The organism is Maribacter sp. Hel_I_7 (assembly GCF_000688315.1).
Taxonomy (GTDB): domain Bacteria; phylum Bacteroidota; class Bacteroidia; order Flavobacteriales; family Flavobacteriaceae; genus Maribacter; species Maribacter stanieri.
Genome location: NZ_JHZW01000003.1, coordinates 1,897,729 through 1,919,741 on the forward strand (window position 1 = coordinate 1,897,729; position 22,013 = coordinate 1,919,741).

The window sequence follows — 22,013 nt, forward strand, 5'->3', positions numbered from 1 at the left end:
TTTGTAGTAAAATACAGCAATCCCGCTAAATTCGTAAGAAATTACATCGGTATGATAAAAGTTCCCCTAGTATCCAATACCTCGTACATAATTAGACAATTGCCAACACCAACGGCTTTTATAGACACTGATCATAATATTGTTCAGACATCTGACACTTGGACGAGTATTTTTAATAAAAATGGCGAGAGTTATAAATCTAAAAGTTTATTTGCTGTTTTTCCAAAATTAAGCCATAAATGGAAAATGGTATTAGATAATTGTTTTAACGGCAATCCACAACCTATGGGCATACACCAAGTTATTGATACGAGGGGTCAAGAGCTTTGGTTTGAATGGACAAATGCACCATGGTATGACACTAATGAGAACATCATTGGGGCTATTATACAATTAAGCAATATTACCGATGCCGTTAATAATGAATTAGAACTTAATAAGAAAAATTTACTGCTTCAACAGCAGACTGAAATTACCAAAATTGGTAGATGGGAATATAATATAGTTGACAACCAACTTTTTTGGTGTTCAACAACAAAGGCTATTCATGAAGTACCTGAACATTTTTCTCCAGATATTGAAAATGCCATCTATTATTTTAAGGAAGGGCATAGCAGAAATGCAATATCCATGGCACTTTTTGAAGCTCAAAATAATGGAAAGGCCTATAGCAACTTAAAGTTGCAAATAATTACAGATACCGGTAAAGAAAAATGGGTAATGGCCGGGGGTAAACCTATATACAATAAAGGGGAAATGGTTGGTTTAATTGGTACCTTTCAAGATATACATGAGCAAGTAGAAGCCAGTATTAAAACCGTTGATAACGAAAAACTATTAAGAACGTTAATTGATAATTTACCAGTTAATGTATATATAAAAGATACAGAATCTAGAAAGGTTCTTATAAACAAAGCCGAGTGTGAATATTTGGGTGTTAAAGATCCAAAAGAAATAATAGGTAAAACCGACTTTGAACTTTACCCATACGAATCTGCCGAAAAATCTAGAGCTGAAGATTTAAGGGTAATGACCACTTTAAAACCAGTAATAGGAAAAGAAACAGTTAATACTAGATTAAACGGTAAAGAAACCTCTTTTCTTAGCTCTAAAATACCTTTACTAAACAATAAAGGCATTGCATATGGCCTAGTCGGTATAAGTTTAGATATTTCTAAATTAAAGGAAAAAGAAAAAGAGCTTAGAAATATTATAAATATTGCATCGGTTCAAAACAAAAAACTTTTGAACTTTGCCCATATTGTTTCTCACAATCTACGTTCACATTCCGCAAATTTTTCTATGCTTTTAAACTTTTTAGAAAGTGAAAAGGATGAAAATGAAAAGAAGAATATTATAGGTATGCTAACTCAAGCTTCAAATAACTTATTAGAAACATTAGATAATTTAAATGAAGTGGTATCTATCAATACCAACACAAACATAGAAATTAAAGAGATTAATTTAAATGATAAAGTAGTTGATGCAACTAAAAACCTATCAGCCTTTATTTCTAACAGTAAAGCTAAAGTTAAGAACAACATTCCGGTAGATTTCAGCGTAAAGTCCGTTCCTGCATATTTAGATAGTATTTTAACGAACTTTATTACTAACGCTGTAAAGTATAGAGATCCTGAACGGGAATCATTAGTAGTACTTAGTGCCGAAAAGAAAGGTGATTATTCTATTTTAACCATTACGGATAATGGTCTTGGTATAGACTTGGAGAAATATGGTGAAAAATTATTTGGCATGTATAAAACCTTCCATGACCATAAAGATGCAAGAGGTATTGGTTTATATCTTACTAAAAATCAAATTGATGCCATGAACGGCAAGGTTGAAGTAACCAGTGAAATAGGAAAAGGAACAGAATTTAAAATTTTCTTTAATGAAAAAAATTAGTGACATCACTATAATTGATGACGATGCTATTACAGTGTTCGGTCTACGTAAATTAATATCTTCTAGTATTGAGTGTAACTCAATTGAAGCTTATGCTAATGGCAAGATTGCCATAGATGCACTAACAGATTTCTATAACAATGATCATCAAATACCACAAATTATATTCTTGGATATTAATATGCCAATTATGGATGGGTGGGAATTTTTAGAGGCATTTCTTGAACTTCCAATTACAGAAAAGATTAGAATAAATATAGTAACCTCTTCTATTGACCCTCGTGATCAAAAACAATGGGAATATTTTAAAAGCAAAAGTCATCACTTAATAACCTTCAATCAGAAACCTATTGATAGAAATACAATAACAGAAATTACCAAAGTAGCGTAAGCTTTGAAGTAATCATTATTTTTACAATCAATTCTGGCAACAATAGCCACCATAATTGTTTGTAAATGAAAACGCCATTCCTGTTATTATCGGTACTTCTATTAATATCTTGTCAAGATAAAGTTGAAAATACTAAAACCGATTTCCCCACTCCTTTTGAAATATCCAACAAAACAGAAACCGCCACTTACGATCAAGTAATTGACTTTTACATAAAACTGTCTAAAGAATTTTCTACGATTAATATTCAAACCATTGGATCCACAGACAGCGGCAAACCACTTCATGTGGTAACCTATAGCGCAAAAGGTGATTTTGATTTTAAAAAATTAGGCAAGGATAATACCATGATGTTGATCAACAACGGTATTCATCCTGGAGAAAGTGATGGAATAGATGCTACCATGTTGCTTTTTCGTGATTTAGCAAGCAATGAAATAGACTCACCCAATGAAACCATAATTTGTACTATACCCATATACAATATTGGTGGCGCATTAAACAGAAATAGTACTTCTAGAGCTAACCAAAATGGACCTCTCGAATATGGTTTTAGAGGTAATGCTAAAAATTATGATCTTAACAGGGATTTCATTAAAACCGATACCAAAAACGCTATAACCTTTGCTGAAATTTTTCATCTCATAAATCCCGATGTATTTATTGACAACCATGTTAGTAATGGTGCCGATTACCAGTATACGCTAACACACCTTTTTACACAACATAATAAACTAGGTGGAGAATTAGGAGAATATGTTCATGAAGCATTAATGCCTCAACTACATGATTCACTCTTCAATTCTGGTTGGGATATTACACCTTATGTAAATGTATTTAACTCCCCTCCTGAAAATGGTTTTCAGCAATTTATGGATCACCCTAGATATTCTACTGGTTACACCACATTGTGGAATACTGTTGGGATGATGGTAGAAACACATATGCTAAAACCTTATGATAAACGCGTTGAAGGTACTTACGAGCTCCTGCATAAAATGATTGCAATTGCCGAAAAAGATGGAAATGAAATTAGAACTATGCGAGATACTGCTTTTGCATCTATAAACACTAAAGAATATTATACTACAGCTTGGAAAATAGATTCTACCAAGGCTACTAATTATCTATTTAAAGGATATAAAGCAGATACTATAACTAGTGAAGTAACAGGTCTTACACGCTTAAAATATAACCGAGAGATACCAATAGAAACAAAAGTAGCATATAAAGATTTTTATACCCCGTCAGATTCTGTTAAAGTTCCAAAAGCATACGTTATTGGTAAGCAGTGGGAAAATATAATCAACAAACTTGATATAAACAATATCACTTATACTACGCTTAAAAAAGACTCCGTATTCAATATAGAATCCTATAAAATAGATAATTACCAAACGTATAGTTCACCTTACGAAGGGCACTACCCTCATTACAATACTACCGTAAATGCAAAAAACATTACAAAGGAGTTCAAGGCTGGTGATATTATAATACCTGTAAATCAACCTGGTTTTAGATATCTCTTAGAAACTTTAGAACCAGCGGCAGTAGATTCGTTTTTTAACTGGAATTTCTTTGACACTATACTTCAACAAAAAGAAGGTTTTTCCCCTTATGTTTTTGAAGACACGGCTCTTGAAATGCTGAAAAACGATTCTATTTTAAAAAAAGAATTTGAAAATGAAAAGAAACTGAATTCAGATTTTAATGATAACTGGTATCAACAGTTAGACTGGCTTTTTAAACGAAGTTCGCTATACGAAGAAGCTCATTTGCAATACCCAGTCTTTAGAATCATGAATTAAGACTATGCTTCGTGAAACAAAATCTTAATATTTATATATGAATTTTGAAGGGCTTTCTTAATCTTAGCAGGACCTTTCCATTTAACTTTGAAAATGCCTTCTTTCTTTTCTGGTTTTAATTTGCCATCAAATTCGGTACTCATTGCATACCAATGAACTTGCTTAAGTTTATTAATACCGTTATGCTTAAAAACGTGATAAGTAGTTTGTAGATAATTATCGATTTTAAGACCCGTTACTCCCGTTTCTTCCTCAACCTCACGCATAGCACATTCCTCTATAGTTTCGCCTTTATCTAGCTTCCCCTTAGGTAAATCCCATTTGTCATTTCTATAAATAAAAAGGACTTTTCCTTCTTTATTGGTTACCACACCGCCGGCGGCACTAACCAAAGGAATTTCTTTAGTAAACTTATCTAAAATCTCGCTGCCGTTTGGGTGGTAAATGAACGCTTCTTCCAACTTCCCCTTCTTCAAAGAACTTATTGCCTCTTGTACAGATTCCTTTTTTAGCGAAAAATACTCTCCGTTTGTAGTATCAGAGAGTTTATTTGTTAAAATCAAAGGCAATTCATTAACAAAAACTTTATACATTTGCGTCATGGTTTTAGACAAAAACACTGCAAAAAAAACAGCAGAGCTTCTCCTGCAAATTAATGCAATAAAATTGAAACCGGAAAATCCTTTTACATGGGCTTCCGGTTGGAAATCTCCAATATATTGCGATAATAGAATTTTACTTTCTTATCCTATCATTAGAAACTACATTCGAGATGAAATGGCAAAGCAGGTAGAACAATTATATGGCAAGCCAGATTGCATTGTTGGTGTGGCTACAGGAGCAATAGGAATAGGCGCTTTGGTCGCCGATAAACTTAATCTACCATTTGTTTATGTTAGACCCGAACCTAAATCTCATGGTCGACAAAATCAAATAGAAGGTCATCTTGAAGCAAACCAAACAGTGGTTGTTATTGAAGATTTGATAAGCACAGGAAAAAGTAGTTTAAATGCTGTTGATGCTTTAAGAGCAATCGATGCCAATGTAAAAGGCATGTTGGCAGTATTTACCTATGGTTTTGAAACTGCAACCAAAAATTTTAAAGAAAAAAATACAGAATTGCACACCTTAAGTAGTTATGAGTATTTAATTGAACAAGCTTCAGATACCGGCTATGTAAAAGAAGAGCAATTATTAACATTAATGGAGTGGAGAAAAGATCCATCTCAATGGACAAATAAATAGTTATGCTTATAGAAACGCCAAAAGCACAAGTATCAAAAAGTAAAGAGGAAACATTTAATTTTTTAAATGACCTATCTAACTTTAGACAATTAATGCCTGAAAATATTGACAAATTTGAAGTTTTAAACGAGAATAGATTTCTTTTTGCTTTAAAAGGTATGCCAGAAATAGTATTGGAGAAAAAAGACCAAACTCCGTTTAATCAACTTGTTTTAGGCGCCGCAAGTGAAAAATTACCTTTTACACTAACTGCAAATATAGAGGAAATTGAAAGTGCTAAAAGTGAAGTAGTTCTAAGTTTTACAGGTGAATTCAATGCAATGATGGCAATGATGATAAAAAAGCCGATCACGAATTTCGTTAACACACTTTCTACAAATTTGGAAAAAATCTAATACCGAAGTTGTATTTCTTTTAAGCCAAATTCATAAATTTTATTATCTTCTAGTGTTACCATCAACATGCCGTTGATGGTAACACCAACTATTATGCCTGAAATTAGTTCTTCATTATGCAACTTAAAATTACAATACACACCTTTTTTAAACATTTTAGAATGATACTGATCAAATAGTTCTTTTTCTAAAGAAGCCATTGGTTGGTTTAGTTGTTTATGTAATTTTTCAACCAAAGAATAAAATACCATATCCAAATCAAAATCGCGACCAATAATTAATTTTAAGGAGGATGCATGTGGAGCATTTTTAAAAACAGTTTGGTTTACATTTAGCCCAAAACCAATAATACATCTTTTAATTTGTGAGCCTGAAATAATATTTTCAATTAATATACCGCCTATTTTAGATTTACCTGACAGAATGTCGTTAGGCCATTTTATAGACAAATCAGGTACTCCTAGGTTACTTAAACAATCAATTATTGCTAAAGAAACGGTCATACTTACCAAAAACAACTTATTAACAGGAACGTCCAAATCCTTTTTCAACAAACTGATTGCTAGATTTTTATAAGGTTCAGATTCCCACTTAGCATTTAATTGACCTCTACCTAAGGTCTGATTTTGAGTAGTAACAATAGTAAAGTCCTCTAATTCTTTTTGCTGTAATAATTCTTTTAAATGAGTATTTGTAGACCCCGTGGCATCAAGTTTGATTATTTGCATTTACAGTACTTATTGTGAATCTTTAATGTATTGTTAAAAACTAGACCTAAAAGAACAAAAAAATAATAACTTTGTAAAAATTAAAATTTTTGAATGCAGGAAAGTAAATTTAGCAACGATGAGTTAATTGCATTAATAATACAGGGAATTGACGAAGTAAAAGGTCACAATATCAATCTTTTAGACTTAAGAGAAATTGAGAATACCGTTTGCGATTACTTCATAGTTTGTAACGGTACTTCCAATACGCATGTAAATGCGATCGTAGGTTCTATCCAAAAAACAGTAAGTAAAGCGATTCAAGACAAACCTTGGCACGTAGAGGGCGAGGACAATGCCGAATGGGTATTAATGGACTATGTAAATGTAGTAGTTCATATATTCCAAAAGCAAGTTCGAGAATTTTACGACATTGAAGGGCTATGGGGAGATGCAAAATTCACAACAATAGAAAGTAGCGTAAATTAATAAAAAAATATAATGGCAAAAGAAAACAAGACAAATCCGAAGAAACCAAAGTTTAGTTCTTGGTGGATTTATGGATTAGTAGCAGTATTACTTATTGGATTTCAATTATTCAATAGTGATGATTTAGCTAGCACCCAAAAAACGACTACTTCAGAATTACAGCAGTATTTGAGAAACGGTGATGTTAAAAAAGTTTTAATCATTACTAATACAAATCAAGCAAAGGTTTTTTTAACTGATGAAGCCATTGCAAAAGAAGTTCATAAAGACGTTAACGAGAAATCATTTCTTCCAGCTTCTGGTAATGTACCACAGTACACCTTAGATTATGGTGATCTTCAAATATTTCAAAATGAAATAACAGAGATAAAAAAAGAAAATAATTTAGATACCATTATTGAATTTGGTAAAGAATCTACAGCCATTTTAGATTTCTTACTATCCTTATTACCATTTGTTTTAATTATTGGTATCTGGATATACCTTATGCGTAGAATGTCTGGCGGCGGTGGCGGTGGCGCTGGTGGTCAAATATTTAATATTGGCAAATCTAAAGCCAAATTATTTGACGAAAAAACAGATACTAGAACATCATTTAAAGATGTTGCCGGTTTAGAAGGTGCAAAAGAAGAAGTTGAAGAGATTGTAGATTTCTTAAGAAACCCAGATAAATATACCTCTTTAGGTGGTAAAATTCCTAAAGGTGCATTACTAGTAGGACCTCCAGGAACAGGTAAGACACTTTTAGCAAAAGCCGTTGCAGGTGAAGCTAAAGTGCCTTTCTTTTCATTATCTGGATCAGATTTCGTAGAAATGTTCGTTGGTGTAGGTGCTTCTAGAGTACGTGACTTGTTTAAACAAGCAAAGGATAAATCTCCTGCTATTATATTCATTGATGAAATTGATGCAATTGGTAGAGCTAGAGGTAAAAATAACTTTACAGGTTCTAACGATGAGCGTGAAAATACATTAAACCAGTTATTAACTGAGATGGATGGTTTTGGAACTAATACCAATGTTATAGTATTGGCAGCAACCAACCGTGCAGATGTATTGGATAAGGCTTTAATGCGTGCAGGTAGATTTGATCGACAGATATATGTTGATTTACCAGACATACGTGAACGTAAAGAAATTTTTGAAGTTCACCTAAGACCTATTAAAACATCTGAGGCATTAGACCTTGAATTTCTGGCAAGACAAACGCCCGGTTTCTCTGGTGCAGACATTGCCAATGTTTGTAATGAAGCGGCCTTAATAGCAGCTAGAAAAGAGAAAAAAGCTGTTTCTAAACAAGATTTCTTAGATGCTGTTGACAGAATAGTTGGTGGTCTTGAAAAGAAAAATAAGATAATTACACCTGGTGAGAAAGAAACTATAGCTTATCATGAAGCTGGTCATGCAACTACTAGTTGGATGTTAGAACATGCTGCTCCATTGGTTAAGGTAACTATAGTACCGAGAGGACAGTCTTTAGGCGCTGCATGGTATTTACCAGAAGAGCGTTTAATTGTTAGGCCAGAACAAATGTTGGACGAAATGTGTGCAACAATGGGTGGTAGAGCTGCAGAGAAAGTTATTTTCAATAAAATATCTACAGGTGCATTAAGTGATTTAGAAAAAGTAACTAAACAAGCTCGTGCAATGGTAACCATCTATGGTCTTAATGATGAAATAGGAAATATCACCTATTATGACTCTGCTGGGCAAGATTCTTATGGTTTTTCTAAACCATATAGTGAAGATACCGCTCGTAAAATAGATGCTGAAATATCTAAGATTATAGAAGAGCAATACCAAAGAGCTATCAAAGTTCTTACAGATAACAAGGACAAATTAACGACTTTGGCCGAACGATTGTTAGAGAAAGAAGTTATCTTTAAAGAAGATTTAGAAAAAATATTTGGTGTAAGAAATTTTGAAAAAGATATTTTAGCCTTAGAAAATAAGAAAAATCTTGAAAAATTAAAAGATTCAGATTCAAAATCGGAAGAAGAAGAAATTACAGAGAATAACTAAAATTACAGTACTTTAGATTAGCAATTATTTCAACAACGTAAATGGGGTTTTTAGATATTTTATTTGGTGGTGGCAAAAAGAAGGTTTCGAAAGAAACTGCGGAAACGCGAGGCGATCATATGCCAGATTTAAATATTCCCGTTGATGAAAAATTTACAATTCATTTTAAACAAAATGGAGGTAAATTTATTTACTGTGATTCTGATGTAGAAGTTTCAAGGGCAATAGAAAATATTGTTACCGAAAATAATTGGGAGAGTGAGCCTTTCTTTGTCTTAAATGAAAGGCTAGCCCAAAAATTTTCTAAAGAACCAATTACTTTTACCAATAATGCCAGACAGAGCGAAGTATTCTTTACTACTTGTGAGCATTTAATTGCGCAAAACGGAAGTATCCTAGTTTGTTCTAATCAATTGCACGAGAAAAAAGTAAATGAACTACCAAGCAATGTTGTTGTATTCGCTACAACTAGTCAACTGGTAGAATCAATAGGCGAGGGTTTGAAGACCATCAAGAAAAAATATGGCCAAAAAATACCGGCCAACATAACTACCTTAAAACACTTTAAAGCTACCGCAGAAAATTCAGATGATTTTCTAACGTATGGTAGTAGTACTAAAAATCTTTATCTTTTACTTCTGGAAGATTTATAGTATGAAAGAAATTTTACGAAGGTCATTAACAGGGGCTGTCTACATAATTTTATTATTGTCCGCAGTATTCTTAAGTTCTGATGCGTTCGATTTCTTATTCATGACTTTTGGACTTGCTTGTCTATATGAATATAAAAAGCTAGTACATTTAAAAGGATATCACATTTTTGCTGCATATTTAGCCATATGGTGGGCTTTCATTTATTTAGTAAAAGATCAACAACTAATAAATATATTAATGTTGATAACCATAGTTGTCGACATTTACCTCCTTGTTAATCTCTTTAGCAAGAAACCAATAAAATTTAATACCGCACAAAAATTTATTGTAGGTCTATTTTATATTGGTGGAGGATGTATTTTCCTTACTATGATTCCTTATAAAAATGATGCTTTCGCAAAATTATTAATTATGGGAATCTTTATTCTAATTTGGGTAAATGATTCATTTGCATATTTAGTAGGCAAAAGCATTGGACGCACTAAATTATTTCCTTCTGTTTCTCCTAAAAAAACAATTGAAGGTACCTTAGGAGGTTTTATATTTGCACTGGCAGCTGCGTATTTAATGGCTACCTTTGAAGCCTTGATTAGTCCAATACAATGGATGATACTTGCAACAGTTATTGTGGTTGCAGGAAGTTTAGGCGATTTAATAGAATCAAAATTAAAAAGAGCGGCAGGTGTTAAAGATAGTGGCGCCATATTACCAGGACATGGTGGTATGTTAGACCGTTTAGATAGTTTAGTATTTGCAGCACCGTTTGCTTATTTAACTTTAAATATTTTCAGTTATGTTTCATAGGGAGGGACAAAAAATAATATTGTTTTCTTTTGTAATTATTGGCGCTAGTGTTCTTTTAGCTCATTTTTTCATTGATATAGCGTGGCTAAAATTAGTTGTTCAATTATTGGGCTTAATTGTTTTAATAATTATTCTACAATTTTTTAGAAACCCTAAGAGAGTAGCGCTAAAAACTTTCAATGAAATTTTGGCTCCCGTTGACGGTAAAGTGGTCGTAATAGAAGAAGTTTTTGAAAAAGAATATTTTAAAGACAAGAGAAAACAAGTTTCCATATTCATGTCACCTGTAAATGTACACGTTACTAGATATCCTGCTAGTGGTAGCATTACTTTCTCAAAGTACCATCCGGGTAAATACTTAGTAGCTTGGCACCCAAAGTCTAGTGAAGAAAATGAAAGAACTACGGTAGTTATAAAAACTCCTAAATTTGGTGAAATACTTTACAGACAGATTGCTGGTGCTTTAGCAAGGCGTATTGTAAATTATGCTGAAAAAGGAGAAAGTGTACAACAGGGTGATGATGCAGGTTTTATAAAATTTGGTTCTAGAGTAGACTTGTTCTTACCTTTAGATTGTCAAATTAATGTAAAACTGAACCAAAAGGTAAAAGGTGCCGAAACATGCATAGCTACTTTTGTTGACCCAAATGAAAAAGACGAACTTACATATTGAATTTGAGGAAACTGTTACTTTGGTAAATAATTATACCGAGCCAATTCCTGCAGATATACTTTTAAAATTGTACGCTTATTATAAAATAGCGAATTCAAATTTTGATAACCCAGGCAGTAAAACCCCTCTAATTAATGCCTTTAAGGCAAACGCGCTATTTCAAGCTAAGAATATGAGCAAAAAAAAGGCTATGCGTGCCTATATTGAATTGGCTAATAAAGAATTAAAATAAGCCAATATTTTGGCTTATTGCCGGAATATAAATCCTTGGCCATGAATATTATCTATACTCAAACTATCATCCATCTCCAAATACTTCCGTAAACGTGTAATAAATACGTTCAAGCTTTTCTTGTTAAAGTAATCGTTTGCACCCCATAATTTTATCAAAATATCCTTATGACTACACAATTTATTCTTTCTCATCACCAAATAATGTAACAGCTCACTTTCTTTGGTGGTCAGGTGAAATGCTTCATTTTCGAACATCAATTCTTGATTAATTACATTAAATGTATACCTACCAATTTTAAAAATGGTAGCTTTTTCCCCAGCTGTGGTTCTTACGACCATTCTGGACAATAAATTTTCTATTCTAATGACCAGTTCTTCTTCATCAATAGGTTTTTTCAAATAATCTACTGCACCTATATAAAAACCTTTTAACACGTCTACTTTAAGGGAACGTGCTGTCAAAAACAAAAAAGGAAGCTCTGGAAAACGCTCTTTAATTTGTTCGGCAAGGGCAAAGCCATCCATACCTGGCATTGTAATATCCAATATTGCCAAATCATATTTTACGGTTTCCAAATTTTTAAGTGCACTTTCCCCATCGGCAAACCAACTTATTTTGAAATTTTTCATCCTAAGGTATTCCGATAATAAATACCCAAGATCCGTACTGTCCTCTACTAAGAGTATATTATGTTTATCATTATTCATTACACAGGGGTATTAAAAGAGATATTTGCGTTCCCTTGCCAACCTCACTTTTCACTTCAACTTTTCCTTTATGTTTTTCCACAATATTCTTTACGTAACTTAATCCAAGTCCGTAACCTTTTACCATAGTACGCTCTTTACCCGTAACTCTATAATACTTTAAAAATATCTTTTTCTGATCATTTAAGGATATTCCTTGACCGTTATCCCCTATCTCAATGACCAACCAATTATCCTTTTTAAAAGCATTGAGTTGAATGATCGGGTTATCCGCATATTTCTTTGCATTGTCCAAGATATTGTTAATAGTATTTTCTAAATGAAAAACTTCGGTTCTCAATATAAATTCCCCTTCTTGTATATGATAGGTAAAGGTTGCCTTCTCAATAGTCACCAATGTGGCAAATTCTTTGCACAAATTGAGCAAATATGGTCTAAAATCAACTTTTTCAAACTTTAATACCTTCTTTTCGGACTCTAAACTACCTAGCTCCAAAACTTTGTCAATATGTACAGATAGTCTTTTTACCTGCTGCCTTATCATTCCTAAAATTGGTTTTTGAGTTGACAAGGCGGTTTCATCCAAAATTTTAGTAGCCAAACCAATTGAGAATACAGGTGTTTTTAATTCATGGGTTAAATTATTAATAAATTCATTGGTTGTGGTAATTACACGCCGTTGCCAATAAAATGTTCGCAACACCCAGACTATTGCAATACAAATACCCAAAATGAACAGAATACTCGGTAAGGTAAAACCATTTAACTTGGATAAAAAATACCCGTTCAAGTTCCTAAAATGCAATTCTAACACTAGTCTTTTTCCAAGAAGTTGAGATAAATATCCGGTAAGCTCAATAGGGTAAGACTCCACATTGTCCTTTACTTTAAATTGTTTGGGCGATTGAAGATAAAATGCAGAATCCTTTGTGTGAAGGGTATAACTAAAATCTGAATCAATCCCATTATTAACCAATTTTTCGGTGATATAATCATTTAAGAAAAAACTTGAGGCATCCTGTATACTATCTACGCTCATCGTAAAATATGCAGTATCCTTTTTAAGAGCACTGCCCAATAAAAAGGTGAGCTGGTTTTTAGATTGTAATCCTAAGGAAACATCACTACTTACCTTTCCTAGATTAGTATTGAACTGGAGTTTTGCCAGGTTAAGACCAATCTTTAAATATTGGTATTGTATAATGGCCAATCCAAACAAGGAAATAAACAAAAGGGCTACATACAGGTTTCTCTTCTTCCACATAATCTTTAAAGAAACTCAATTAGTTCTTAATATTAAACAAACTTAAGCTTTCATTAAGTGCATTAACTTTTCATTAATCTTTTTTGGACATCTATTAACCTCAAATTTAGGTCATAGTATTAAATTGGTCGTGAGTTAATTAAACTTAAGTCACTTAAGTTATTTCAAATCATATTATGGTCATCTTCTTAATTTCTGGAGTTGACCATTTTCTATCAACTGACCAAACCAACAATATTATGAACCACAAGCAACTATTATTGGTTATTTTTTTAATAACCGTATTAAATGTCAAGGCACAAGGCTGTGTTGCCATTCGCCACTTTTCCTCTTGTGTAGGTAACAGCCTTGAAAACAACATTATAGGCAAAGGGGACTTTCAATTGGGATTAAATTACAGATACTTTAAATCCTTTAGGCATTTTAGGGGTACGGAGGAAGAACCAGATCGTGTAACGAATAATACCGAGGTGGTCAATTACTCCCATAGCACGGATTTCTTTTTAACTTATGGCATCAACAAAAAATTATACACCAGTATTACCATACCTAACGTCTTTAATTCAAGATCATCTTTATATGAGCATGGACGCAATGAAAGAAATACGACATTTTCAAGGGGACTTGGCGACATTCGTTTAGGTGTAGGACTTTGGCTATTGGACTTTGAAAAACATCCTGAAGGAAATATTGCAATTGGTCTAGGCTTAAAACTACCTACCGGAAATTATAATGCTTCTGATATTTTTTATAATGTAGGTCCAAGTGGTGAACCGCAGACCAGACCGGTTGACCAATCCATACAGCTTGGTGATGGGGGTCTAGGTTTTACCTTGGATGCGCAATTATACCAAAAATTATCCAATGGTATTTTTGGTTATGCCAGCGGTTTCTATCTTGTTAATCCTAGGGAAACCAATGGTATCAGAACCTTTAGGGAAACTTTAAATCCTATTCTTGAAAATGAAGCTATAATGGCGGTACCTGATCAATATTCCATAAGGACAGGATTAAGTTTTACACTATCCCCTACGCTTTCAAGTTCTTTGGGCGCGCGTTATGACTGCGTACCGGTAAAAGATTTAATTGGTGGCAATGATGGTTTTAGGCGACCCGGCAATGTATTATCAATTGACCCCGGACTAGCATTGAACCAAGGTAATTTCTCCTTTAACTTAAATGTTCCTTTTGCTGTTCGAAGAGACCGTCCACAAAGCATTACCGATCTACAAACAGAACAATCTACCGGTTCTCCAAGACATGGAGATGCAGCTTTTGCCGATTACGTGATAAATTTTGGAGTTACATATAGAGTGTACAATACTAAAGTAAAAATTGACCAAGAATTACTTGATGAATTCAAGAAATAACCCTTTAAAGCAACGTTATGACTTTCAAACAAAACCTACAGTTCAATAACAGAATTCTACCATGGACCATTGGTATGGTCTATCTTTTTTTTGGTTTACTAAAATTTTTTCCCAATACTAGCCCAGCAGAAGACCTTGTACAGGAAACTATAGCTAATCTAACATTCAACTTAGTTCCTGATCAAATGGGATTATTACTCTTGGCGAGTTTTGAAACTTTCATAGGAATAGCATTCTTAGTAAACCTTAGAAATAAATATATAATCTATTCTAGCATTGCACATATAGTAATGACATTTACCCCGGTATTTATTTTACCGGAACTTCTTTTTGGTAAAAATGATTTTACAATCACTTTATTAAGTCAATACATCTTTAAAAATATAATTATTTTAGGAGCACTTTTATCGTTGACAAAAGAGTTTAAAGTGGATGAGAAAAAGGTTTTTAACCAACCAATTATTAAAACCCATTAAAAATGAAGCTTTAAACAAGTTCATTCATACAAGTCCGTAATATTTGCATCACATAAAGAACAGAAGAGCTCATCTAATTTCTTACAAACATCATTAAAAAAGCGTTCGCCTTTTTTTATTGTAGCAAATTCAGGATTACCAATACCTGTATCACTACTTACTTTAGACCACTGTCTTTCTGCCCAAGCCCAATCTTCATTGTAAGCTTTTATCTTAAACTTCTTAGCACTACCACTACCCCATTTTTCTTTTGGTAAAACTAAATCTGGTCTCAAATAAAGCATTAAACTTGTTTCCATTTCGTCTGCATGATCGCCTTTTTCCTTAAAGTATTTTGACTTATCGAACATTGGAGGAAAAAAACAAAAGCTAATAAACATTTTAGGAAACAATAAACCCAACTCACGAACAATTGGTTTAAAATTGTTGCCTCCATGACCATTGAATAACAATAGCTTATAAATACCTTGTCTATTTAATACTTCTACCAAATCCTTTAAAATAGCCAGTTGTGTAGATGGGTTTAAGTTCATATCCAAATAGATATCTTTTTGTCCCGTATTAACACCATAAGGTATTGTTGGCAATACCATTACTTTTTTACCTTTTTCCCAAGTTAAACCGGCTGCCAATTCAACCATATGTTGCGCTTGATAATTATCTGTACCATATGGTAAATGATAGTTATGAGCTTCAGTTGCACCCCATGGCAATATTGCTAAATCAATTTGCTCATCTTTTAAATGCTCCCAGTTCGTTTCCGCTAGTACAAAAGGTCTAATCATAATACTAAAGGTACTATTAATAAATTCATTTTTAAAGCACAAAAAAAACCCTTGAAATCAATCAAGGGTTCTATATTTTTTGAAAATATGGTTTGGAAGTTTCGACTTACAATACCTTTTTTCCTGATATAATATTGTACAAAATAACGATAACCGCTATTACCAATAAAATATGTACCAAACTACCGGTTGCTAGTCCAGGAACAATTCCTAACATTCCTAATAACCATATAATTATACAAATAACTGCTACTAACCATAATAGACTTCTCATAATGTGTGTTTTTTAGATTGTTTATATTCCAAAATTAAGAGAATCACCCCTTTAAGCTTAACTCAAATCAATGGATTACTAGCTCAAATTCTGAAACATATCTTAAAAACACCCTTTAATGGGTACTCATAGTCAATAACTTAAATCAATTTTTCTTTAAAAAACTCAATAGTCCGTGACCATGCCAATTCTGCGGCAGGTTCATCATATCTTGGTGTTGACGTATTATGAAAACCATGATTTACATTCGGGTAAAAATAAGCTACGTTTTCTTTACCTAGTACATTCAAAGCTTTCTCATAAGCTGGCCACCCTGCATTAACACGTTCATCTAAACCGGCGTATTGCAACATTAATGGAGCATTAATTTTTTCTATCCCCTCGGTAGGCTGCCCTCCATAAAAAGGTACAGATGCCCCTAAGTCTGGTACTTTTACCGCCATCATGTTAGATATCCATCCGCCAAAACAAAATCCCACTACTCCTATTTTACCATTGCAATCTTTGTGCGACTTTAAATACTCAAATGCCGCAATGAAATCTTCTAACATTTCATTTCGATCTCTAGTACGTTGCATTTCTCGCCCTTTATCATCATTACCAGGATACCCGCCTAAAGGACTCAACGCATCTGGAGCAATAGTAATGAAGTCTGATAAAGCTGCCCTTATCGCTGTATCTTCAACATACGGGTTCAACCCTCTGTTTTCATGCACTACCACAATCCCAGGCAGTTTATCAGTTGCTGATTTAGGTTTAGACAACAGTGCTTTTATTTCACCACCACCTTTAGTAGAATTATAGGTTATAAAGCTTGAGTCTAAATCTGGGTTATTCTTATCTACTATAAAAGTGCTTTCATAGTCCGGCATCAAAAAACTCATCAATGAAGGTACTGTAATACCGCCCACGGCATACATAGATAGCTTCTGTACAAAATCTCTTCGCTCTAGTTTATTATGCGCATAAGCATCGTATAAATCGAACACCTCTTGTTTAATATCTTCTTTTCTTAGTGATTTCATTTTCTTAAGAATTTTTGTTCTTTTCTAAAAATACAAAAAACGTTGAGTCACTAGAATAATTTTAACAACTCAAAAAGCCTCATTCCCAATAAATTAGGAATGAGGCTTATATAATATATTTATTAAAAATTCTAGCTAAGACTAGCCAAACTCTTTTCTAAAGTTTCAATTTTAGCTTCTGCATCTGCAAGTTTTTGGCGTTCTATAGCGATAACTTTTTCAGGTGCATTACTCACAAATCTTTCATTAGAGAGTTTCTTTTGAACAGATGTTAAAAACCCTTTAGTATACTTCAACTCTTCGTTGATTTTAAGAATCTCTGCCTCAACATCAATCGCACCTTCCATAGGCACAAAATATTCGTTACTTTTTACACGAAAGGTCAATGCTCCTTCTAACTGTTCTTTTATGTAACTAATTTCAGAAATATTAGTGAGCTTAGAAATTACAACATCCCAACGGTCACTAGCTTTTTCGGTATTTAATACGGACAATTCCAAGGACTCTTTCATTGGAATATTTTTATTTTTCCTAATAGTTCTAACTCCCGCTATAACCTCAGCTGCAAAATCGAATTGTTCAATTAACTCTTCATCTATTTTACCAACAGTTGGCCATTTAGAAATTACCAATGCCTCGCTGTCACTTCTTTCAGAAATATGTTGCCATACTTCTTCCGTTAAAAATGGCATGAAAGGGTGCAGTAATTTTAAATTTTGTTCAAACAACTGAATTACTTTATCAAATGTTGTTTTATCTATCGGTTGTTGGTACGCTGGTTTAATTATCTCTAATAATGAAGAACTGTAATCATCCCAAACCAATTTATAAATAGACATCAACGCATCTGAAATTCTAAATTTACTGAAGTGATCTTCAATTTCTAAAAGCGTTTTATTCAACTTAGATTCATACCATTCCAAACCAAGTTTTGATGCTTCAGGTTGTGAAATATCAGCAATTTCCCATCCTTTTATCAATCGGAAACCATTCCAAATTTTATTGGCAAAGTTCTTTCCTTGCTGACATAAGTCTTCATCAAACATTAAATCATTACCTGCAGCGGAACTTAATAATAAACCTACACGAACCCCATCAGCGCCATAATCTTCAATAAGCTTCAACGCATCTGGTGAATTACCTAAAGATTTAGACATTTTTCTACGTTGCTTATCTCTTACCAAACCGGTGAAATAAACATTTTCAAAAGGTTTCTCTCCCCTAAACTCATATCCAGCAACAATCATTCTAGCAACCCAAAAGAAAAGAATATCCGGACCTGTTACCAAGTCGTTGGTTGGATAATAATAATTTATCTCTTCATTATCTGGTTCCATTATACCACCAAAAACACTCATTGGCCATAACCATGATGAAAACCATGTATCTAACACATCTGCATCTTGTCTTAGATCACTTTCTTGTAAGCTTGAATTTCCAGATTTCTCTTTAGCAAGTTTTAATGCATCTACCAAATTTGCCGCAACAACGAAATCTTCTTGACCATCACCAAAATAAAATGCCGGTATTTGTTGACCCCACCATAATTGTCTAGAAATATTCCAATCACGAACATTCTCCATCCAATGACGGTATGTATTATCAAATTTCTTTGGATGCAACTTAACATCTCCACTTTCTAAAACAGCTTCTAATGCTGGCTTAGCCAAGTCTTCCATTTTAAGGAACCACTGGTCTGATAACTTTGGCTCTATAACTGCCTTAGTTCTCTCTGAAGTACCTACTTTGTTAATATGAGTTTCTGTTTTTACCAAGAAACCCTTTTCTTCTAATTCTTTTGATATTTCTTTTCTAACTACAAAGCGGTCTTTACCCTCATAATGCATACCGAAACTATTTAAGCTAGCATCATCATTAAAGATATCTATAGTCTCTAAATTATGTCTTTCACCTAAAGCTTTGTCATTTATGTCATGTGCAGGTGTCACCTTTAGACAACCTGTACCAAATTCCATATCTACATACTCATCTTCGATAATTGGAATTACTCTATTACAAATAGGTACAATTACTTTTTTACCTTTTAAATGTGCAAAACGCTCATCATTTGGGTTTATACAAATAGCAGTATCTCCTAAAATTGTTTCAGGTCTTGTTGTTGCAATAGTCACTTTTTCGTCAGATCCTTCTATAGCATATGCCAAATAATACAAAAGACCTTGTTTCTCCTCATAGATTACTTCTTCATCTGACAAGGTAGTTTGCGCCTCTGGATCCCAGTTTACCATGCGGTAACCACGATAAATTAGTCCTTTATTATATAAGTCGATAAAGACTTTAATTACACTGTCATATCTTTCTTTATCCATGGTGAACGCAGTACGGTCCCAATCACATGAACAACCAAGCTTCTTTAATTGCTCTAGAATAATACCGCCATATTCGTGCGTCCAATCCCAAGCATGCTTCAAGAATTCATCGCGAGTAAGGTCATTTTTGTTGATACCTTGCTCTTTAAGTTTTGCTACAACTTTTGCTTCTGTAGCAATAGATGCATGATCAGTACCAGGTACCCAACAAGCATTTTTACCTAAAAGACGCGCTCTTCTTATCAACACATCTTGTATAGTATTGTTTAACATATGACCCATATGCAGAATACCCGTTACGTTCGGCGGTGGTATTACAATACTATAAGGCTCCCTTTCATCGGGAACAGAATGAAAATATCCGTTTTTCATCCAATACTCATACCAATGAGATTCTGTGGACTGCGGATTATATTTTGATGGAATTTCCATATTTGGAACAGTTTTTGAATAATAATAAATTGGGTTATTTAAAAATAAAGCCGAATTGACATTCTAACGGTCATTTCAGCTGAATTTTACCTAAATATAAATACGAAACAAAAATAAGTAACGTTAGAGTATAACAAAAGGATTTTGAGGTTGATCTGAAAAGATTTAATTTTGAAATCCACCCAAAATTAAAAATGATGAAAAAAATAGTACTTGTATTATTTATTGGCTTACTTGGATTTAGCTTAACAGCGCAAGATACCGCTGCAAAAATAGAGTTTAAATCAGAAACTGTTGACTATGGCGAAATCGCTAAAGGATCAGACGGTGTAAGAGTTTTTGAATTTACAAACACTGGTACCGCACCACTTATTATAAGCAAAGTTAGTTCTAGCTGTGGTTGTACAATTCCTAAAAAGCCAGAAGATCCAATTTTACCAGGTAAAACAGGTGAAATTCAAGTTAAATATGACACAAACAGAGTTGGCCCTATTCGTAAAGCAATTACGGTAATATCTAACGCTGATACTCCTACAAAGGTTTTAAAGATTAAAGGAGATGTTAAGGCTGCCACTGGCACCAAATAAAGAAAACTCTTTATAAAATTAAAAAGCTCAACTGAAAAGTTGGGCTTTTTTTATATTTCATTGTTAATCGAACAAGGGTTTTAAAACAAAACTGAACAGCAAGTCATTATCATACCTCTCTACTAATACTTTTATTTTCTTATCCTTTTTAAAATTGAGCATATGCATAATTTCTTGCAATTTATATCTATGAATACGTTTTCCATTTACTGCCAATATTACATCGCCCTCTCTTAAACCTGCCGAATGTGCCGGACTGCCTTGACGAATACCCGATACTATAATTTCTGGCACAAGGCTTAACCTTGTCGCCCCTTGTAATACTATTTGCACATTACCATAAGATTTTGCATCCTTATGGACTACTCCATTTGCATCGGCTATTCTTTCTGAAACATATCTCATGCCCGCATGCTGCAAATCAATACCGCTAATGTTATATTGAAACAGTTTATCAAAATTAGAATTCTTCGTCAGTATTAATTTCTTATTGGTATAATCAAATGCAATATTAAATCGCTTAATAACCTCACCACCCAGACTACCGTTTCTTCCTCCAAAATCTGTAATAGTAGTAAATGTTTCCATATCTGGAAAAGCCGCTTTTGCATCGCTTAATATAAAATCTGCAATTTTTAAATGATTTATTTTGGTTCTCTTACCATATATATTTCCAGCAAGACCTTGTCCTAAAAAATCTTCATAGTGTTTTTCGGGTAATTGTATTCTCTCATCTTCAAACAGCCAAACAGCATCACTACTGCCAGTATCCAATAACATTTTTACAGGAATTTCATCCGTTTTATTAATCATAACAAAAGCATCTAAATACGCCTTTCTTCTAATAACCGACATATCAACTACCCTTGTATTCTTTGATGTTCTATATTTATAAAGATTGGGGTCATAAAATTTAATTGTCTTATTTATGTAGTTAATATCCACTACAAAATCTCTAAACAAATCATAACCAATAATACCATGAACAGGAATGCCTAAACTTGGCGAGAAATTAATACCTGCATCCATTACTACATAAATGTTTTGCGAAGTGTTCTTAGCATTCCCTAATTGAACAAAATTACCGGTTGATTTAAGAGCATTTATGGGATCTCCTTCCCCTAATCCATTTATAGTTATCTCCGTTACATTGTTTAATTGAATAGAATCTTGATCGGCTAAATTGAACAGTATTGGAGTCCCTACACCAGAATCAAGAACAAAAGACAATTCTGACCCATTTAATTCTATAGGTATAACAATTAAATTATTTATCAACTGAAATTTCACTTTATGAAATTTCTTGCCAGCAGGCAGCTTATAGGTTTGCGCTAATCCCGAGAAGGAAAAACAGCACACTAAAAGAAAAGAAAGAAAGGTATATTTTCGTAACATAATCTGTATGAATTAGTTAACCTCTTATAAGATACATAATTAT

General features: G+C 33.3%; 23 protein-coding genes. 14 read left to right on the top strand and 9 right to left on the bottom strand.

The window, feature by feature from the left end; all coding sequences use genetic code 11:
- Positions 1–51: 51 nt before the first annotated feature.
- The 3 genes from P178_RS22810 to P178_RS0119925 all read left to right on the top strand — a co-directional run bounded on the left by P178_RS22810 (position 52) and on the right by P178_RS0119925 (position 4,104).
- A complete protein-coding gene (locus tag P178_RS22810; RefSeq protein ID WP_027067887.1) occupies positions 52–1,905 on the top strand; it encodes a PAS domain-containing protein in 1,854 nt (617 codons plus the stop codon).
- Entirely contained in the window at positions 1,892–2,296 is a 405-nt protein-coding gene (locus tag P178_RS0119920) for a response regulator (protein ID WP_027067888.1), read from the top strand. Before P178_RS22810 ends, P178_RS0119920 begins: the two co-directional genes overlap by 14 nt.
- A gap of 65 nt (positions 2,297–2,361) precedes the next feature.
- Entirely contained in the window at positions 2,362–4,104 is a 1,743-nt protein-coding gene (locus P178_RS0119925; protein WP_027067889.1) for a M14 family metallopeptidase, read from the top strand.
- A 2-nt stretch (positions 4,105–4,106) separates the two neighbouring features.
- Here the strand turns inward: P178_RS0119925 and P178_RS0119930 are convergent, their stop codons facing one another.
- Positions 4,107–4,697, bottom strand: coding sequence for an NUDIX hydrolase (locus tag P178_RS0119930; protein WP_027067890.1), 591 nt, complete (start codon positions 4,695–4,697; stop codon positions 4,107–4,109).
- 7 nt (positions 4,698–4,704) lie between these two features.
- Here P178_RS0119930 and pyrE point away from each other — a divergent pair, with 7 nt between their 5' ends.
- Together pyrE and P178_RS0119940 are read left to right on the top strand one after the other, a co-directional pair.
- On the top strand, positions 4,705–5,349 hold the full coding sequence (pyrE, locus tag P178_RS0119935) for an orotate phosphoribosyltransferase (protein ID WP_027067891.1): 645 nt from the start codon (positions 4,705–4,707) through the stop codon (positions 5,347–5,349).
- Positions 5,350–5,351: 2 nt separating this feature from the next.
- Positions 5,352–5,744: a hypothetical protein gene (locus P178_RS0119940; protein ID WP_027067892.1), complete on the top strand. Its 393-nt coding sequence runs from the start codon at positions 5,352–5,354 to the stop codon at positions 5,742–5,744.
- Here P178_RS0119940 and P178_RS0119945 read toward each other — a convergent pair.
- Positions 5,741–6,472 (bottom strand): biotin--[acetyl-CoA-carboxylase] ligase, encoded by a 732-nt coding sequence (locus tag P178_RS0119945; RefSeq protein WP_027067893.1) that lies wholly within the window; start codon positions 6,470–6,472, stop codon positions 5,741–5,743. The two genes, P178_RS0119940 and P178_RS0119945, sit on opposite strands and share 4 nt — an antisense overlap.
- A 93-nt stretch (positions 6,473–6,565) precedes the next feature.
- Here P178_RS0119945 and rsfS point away from each other — a divergent pair, with 93 nt between their 5' ends.
- From rsfS to P178_RS0119975, 6 genes are read left to right on the top strand one after another with little or no spacing between them, the layout of a single operon-like run.
- Positions 6,566–6,940, top strand: coding sequence for a ribosome silencing factor (gene rsfS, locus P178_RS0119950; RefSeq protein ID WP_027067894.1), 375 nt, complete (start codon positions 6,566–6,568; stop codon positions 6,938–6,940).
- A gap of 12 nt (positions 6,941–6,952) precedes the next feature.
- Complete coding sequence (gene ftsH, locus P178_RS0119955; protein ID WP_027067895.1) at positions 6,953–8,959, top strand: ATP-dependent zinc metalloprotease FtsH; 2,007 nt, start codon at positions 6,953–6,955, stop codon at positions 8,957–8,959.
- Between the two features lie 41 nt (positions 8,960–9,000).
- Positions 9,001–9,612 carry an LUD domain-containing protein gene (locus P178_RS0119960; protein ID WP_027067896.1) on the top strand — a complete coding sequence of 204 codons (612 nt, stop codon included), beginning with the start codon at positions 9,001–9,003 and terminating at the stop codon, positions 9,610–9,612.
- A 1-nt stretch (position 9,613) separates the two neighbouring features.
- Positions 9,614–10,417, top strand: coding sequence for a phosphatidate cytidylyltransferase (locus P178_RS0119965; protein WP_027067897.1), 804 nt, complete (start codon positions 9,614–9,616; stop codon positions 10,415–10,417).
- Positions 10,407–11,090: a phosphatidylserine decarboxylase family protein gene (locus tag P178_RS0119970; protein WP_027067898.1), complete on the top strand. Its 684-nt coding sequence runs from the start codon at positions 10,407–10,409 to the stop codon at positions 11,088–11,090. Before P178_RS0119965 ends, P178_RS0119970 begins: the two co-directional genes overlap by 11 nt.
- Entirely contained in the window at positions 11,065–11,322 is a 258-nt protein-coding gene (locus tag P178_RS0119975) for an acyl-CoA-binding protein (RefSeq protein ID WP_027067899.1), read from the top strand. Before P178_RS0119970 ends, P178_RS0119975 begins: the two co-directional genes overlap by 26 nt.
- 14 nt (positions 11,323–11,336) lie before the next feature.
- On the opposite strand, the gene P178_RS0119980 is transcribed toward P178_RS0119975, so the two are convergent.
- Positions 11,337–12,032 carry a response regulator transcription factor gene (locus tag P178_RS0119980; protein WP_027067900.1) on the bottom strand — a complete coding sequence of 232 codons (696 nt, stop codon included), beginning with the start codon at positions 12,030–12,032 and terminating at the stop codon, positions 11,337–11,339.
- Complete coding sequence (locus P178_RS0119985; RefSeq protein ID WP_027067901.1) at positions 12,025–13,296, bottom strand: sensor histidine kinase; 1,272 nt, start codon at positions 13,294–13,296, stop codon at positions 12,025–12,027. The genes P178_RS0119980 and P178_RS0119985 overlap by 8 nt, the downstream gene beginning before the upstream one ends.
- Positions 13,297–13,535: 239 nt before the next feature.
- Between P178_RS0119985 and P178_RS22455 the strand changes: the two genes are divergently transcribed.
- On the top strand, positions 13,536–14,666 hold the full coding sequence (locus P178_RS22455) for a transporter (protein ID WP_036147519.1): 1,131 nt from the start codon (positions 13,536–13,538) through the stop codon (positions 14,664–14,666).
- A gap of 17 nt (positions 14,667–14,683) precedes the next feature.
- Positions 14,684–15,142, top strand: a complete 459-nt coding sequence (locus P178_RS22460) for a hypothetical protein (protein ID WP_051638375.1) — start codon at positions 14,684–14,686, stop codon at positions 15,140–15,142.
- 20 nt (positions 15,143–15,162) lie between these two features.
- On the opposite strand, the gene P178_RS0120000 is transcribed toward P178_RS22460, so the two are convergent.
- The 4 genes from P178_RS0120000 to P178_RS0120015 all read right to left on the bottom strand — a co-directional run bounded on the left by P178_RS0120000 (position 15,163) and on the right by P178_RS0120015 (position 19,988).
- The gene (locus P178_RS0120000) at positions 15,163–15,927 is read right to left on the bottom strand and encodes a creatininase family protein (protein WP_036147228.1); all 765 of its coding nucleotides are present in this window, start codon (positions 15,925–15,927) and stop codon (positions 15,163–15,165) included.
- 106 nt (positions 15,928–16,033) lie between these two features.
- Positions 16,034–16,201, bottom strand: a complete 168-nt coding sequence (locus tag P178_RS23315; protein WP_027067903.1) for a lmo0937 family membrane protein — start codon at positions 16,199–16,201, stop codon at positions 16,034–16,036.
- A 140-nt stretch (positions 16,202–16,341) separates the two neighbouring features.
- A complete protein-coding gene (locus P178_RS0120010; RefSeq protein WP_027067904.1) occupies positions 16,342–17,226 on the bottom strand; it encodes a dienelactone hydrolase family protein in 885 nt (294 codons plus the stop codon).
- A gap of 131 nt (positions 17,227–17,357) precedes the next feature.
- The gene (locus P178_RS0120015; RefSeq protein WP_027067905.1) at positions 17,358–19,988 is read right to left on the bottom strand and encodes a valine--tRNA ligase; all 2,631 of its coding nucleotides are present in this window, start codon (positions 19,986–19,988) and stop codon (positions 17,358–17,360) included.
- Positions 19,989–20,182: 194 nt separating this feature from the next.
- Here P178_RS0120015 and P178_RS0120020 point away from each other — a divergent pair, with 194 nt between their 5' ends.
- Positions 20,183–20,575 (top strand): DUF1573 domain-containing protein, encoded by a 393-nt coding sequence (locus P178_RS0120020; RefSeq protein WP_081819478.1) that lies wholly within the window; start codon positions 20,183–20,185, stop codon positions 20,573–20,575.
- Between the two features lie 63 nt (positions 20,576–20,638).
- On the opposite strand, the gene P178_RS0120025 is transcribed toward P178_RS0120020, so the two are convergent.
- Positions 20,639–21,970, bottom strand: coding sequence for an aspartyl protease family protein (locus tag P178_RS0120025; protein WP_036147234.1), 1,332 nt, complete (start codon positions 21,968–21,970; stop codon positions 20,639–20,641).
- Between the last annotated feature and the right edge of the window lie 43 nt (positions 21,971–22,013).

Excerpts from the sequence above, each read along its gene's own strand:
- P178_RS22810 (WP_027067887.1), top strand. The coding sequence starts at position 52 with ATGATAAAAGTTCCCCTAGTATCCAATACCTCGTACATAATTAGACAA.
- P178_RS0119920 (WP_027067888.1), top strand. The coding sequence starts at position 1,892 with ATGAAAAAAATTAGTGACATCACTATAATTGATGACGATGCTATTACA.
- P178_RS0119925 (WP_027067889.1), top strand. The coding sequence starts at position 2,362 with ATGAAAACGCCATTCCTGTTATTATCGGTACTTCTATTAATATCTTGT.
- P178_RS0119930 (WP_027067890.1), bottom strand. The coding sequence starts at position 4,697 with ATGTATAAAGTTTTTGTTAATGAATTGCCTTTGATTTTAACAAATAAA.
- pyrE (WP_027067891.1), top strand. The coding sequence starts at position 4,705 with ATGGTTTTAGACAAAAACACTGCAAAAAAAACAGCAGAGCTTCTCCTG.
- P178_RS0119940 (WP_027067892.1), top strand. The coding sequence starts at position 5,352 with ATGCTTATAGAAACGCCAAAAGCACAAGTATCAAAAAGTAAAGAGGAA.
- P178_RS0119945 (WP_027067893.1), bottom strand. The coding sequence starts at position 6,472 with ATGCAAATAATCAAACTTGATGCCACGGGGTCTACAAATACTCATTTA.
- rsfS (WP_027067894.1), top strand. The coding sequence starts at position 6,566 with ATGCAGGAAAGTAAATTTAGCAACGATGAGTTAATTGCATTAATAATA.
- ftsH (WP_027067895.1), top strand. The coding sequence starts at position 6,953 with ATGGCAAAAGAAAACAAGACAAATCCGAAGAAACCAAAGTTTAGTTCT.
- P178_RS0119960 (WP_027067896.1), top strand. The coding sequence starts at position 9,001 with ATGGGGTTTTTAGATATTTTATTTGGTGGTGGCAAAAAGAAGGTTTCG.
- P178_RS0119965 (WP_027067897.1), top strand. The coding sequence starts at position 9,614 with ATGAAAGAAATTTTACGAAGGTCATTAACAGGGGCTGTCTACATAATT.
- P178_RS0119970 (WP_027067898.1), top strand. The coding sequence starts at position 10,407 with ATGTTTCATAGGGAGGGACAAAAAATAATATTGTTTTCTTTTGTAATT.
- P178_RS0119975 (WP_027067899.1), top strand. The coding sequence starts at position 11,065 with ATGAAAAAGACGAACTTACATATTGAATTTGAGGAAACTGTTACTTTG.
- P178_RS0119980 (WP_027067900.1), bottom strand. The coding sequence starts at position 12,032 with ATGAATAATGATAAACATAATATACTCTTAGTAGAGGACAGTACGGAT.
- P178_RS0119985 (WP_027067901.1), bottom strand. The coding sequence starts at position 13,296 with ATGTGGAAGAAGAGAAACCTGTATGTAGCCCTTTTGTTTATTTCCTTG.
- P178_RS22455 (WP_036147519.1), top strand. The coding sequence starts at position 13,536 with ATGAACCACAAGCAACTATTATTGGTTATTTTTTTAATAACCGTATTA.
- P178_RS22460 (WP_051638375.1), top strand. The coding sequence starts at position 14,684 with ATGACTTTCAAACAAAACCTACAGTTCAATAACAGAATTCTACCATGG.
- P178_RS0120000 (WP_036147228.1), bottom strand. The coding sequence starts at position 15,927 with ATGATTAGACCTTTTGTACTAGCGGAAACGAACTGGGAGCATTTAAAA.
- P178_RS23315 (WP_027067903.1), bottom strand. The coding sequence starts at position 16,201 with ATGAGAAGTCTATTATGGTTAGTAGCAGTTATTTGTATAATTATATGG.
- P178_RS0120010 (WP_027067904.1), bottom strand. The coding sequence starts at position 17,226 with ATGAAATCACTAAGAAAAGAAGATATTAAACAAGAGGTGTTCGATTTA.
- P178_RS0120015 (WP_027067905.1), bottom strand. The coding sequence starts at position 19,988 with ATGGAAATTCCATCAAAATATAATCCGCAGTCCACAGAATCTCATTGG.
- P178_RS0120020 (WP_081819478.1), top strand. The coding sequence starts at position 20,183 with ATGATGAAAAAAATAGTACTTGTATTATTTATTGGCTTACTTGGATTT.
- P178_RS0120025 (WP_036147234.1), bottom strand. The coding sequence starts at position 21,970 with ATGTTACGAAAATATACCTTTCTTTCTTTTCTTTTAGTGTGCTGTTTT.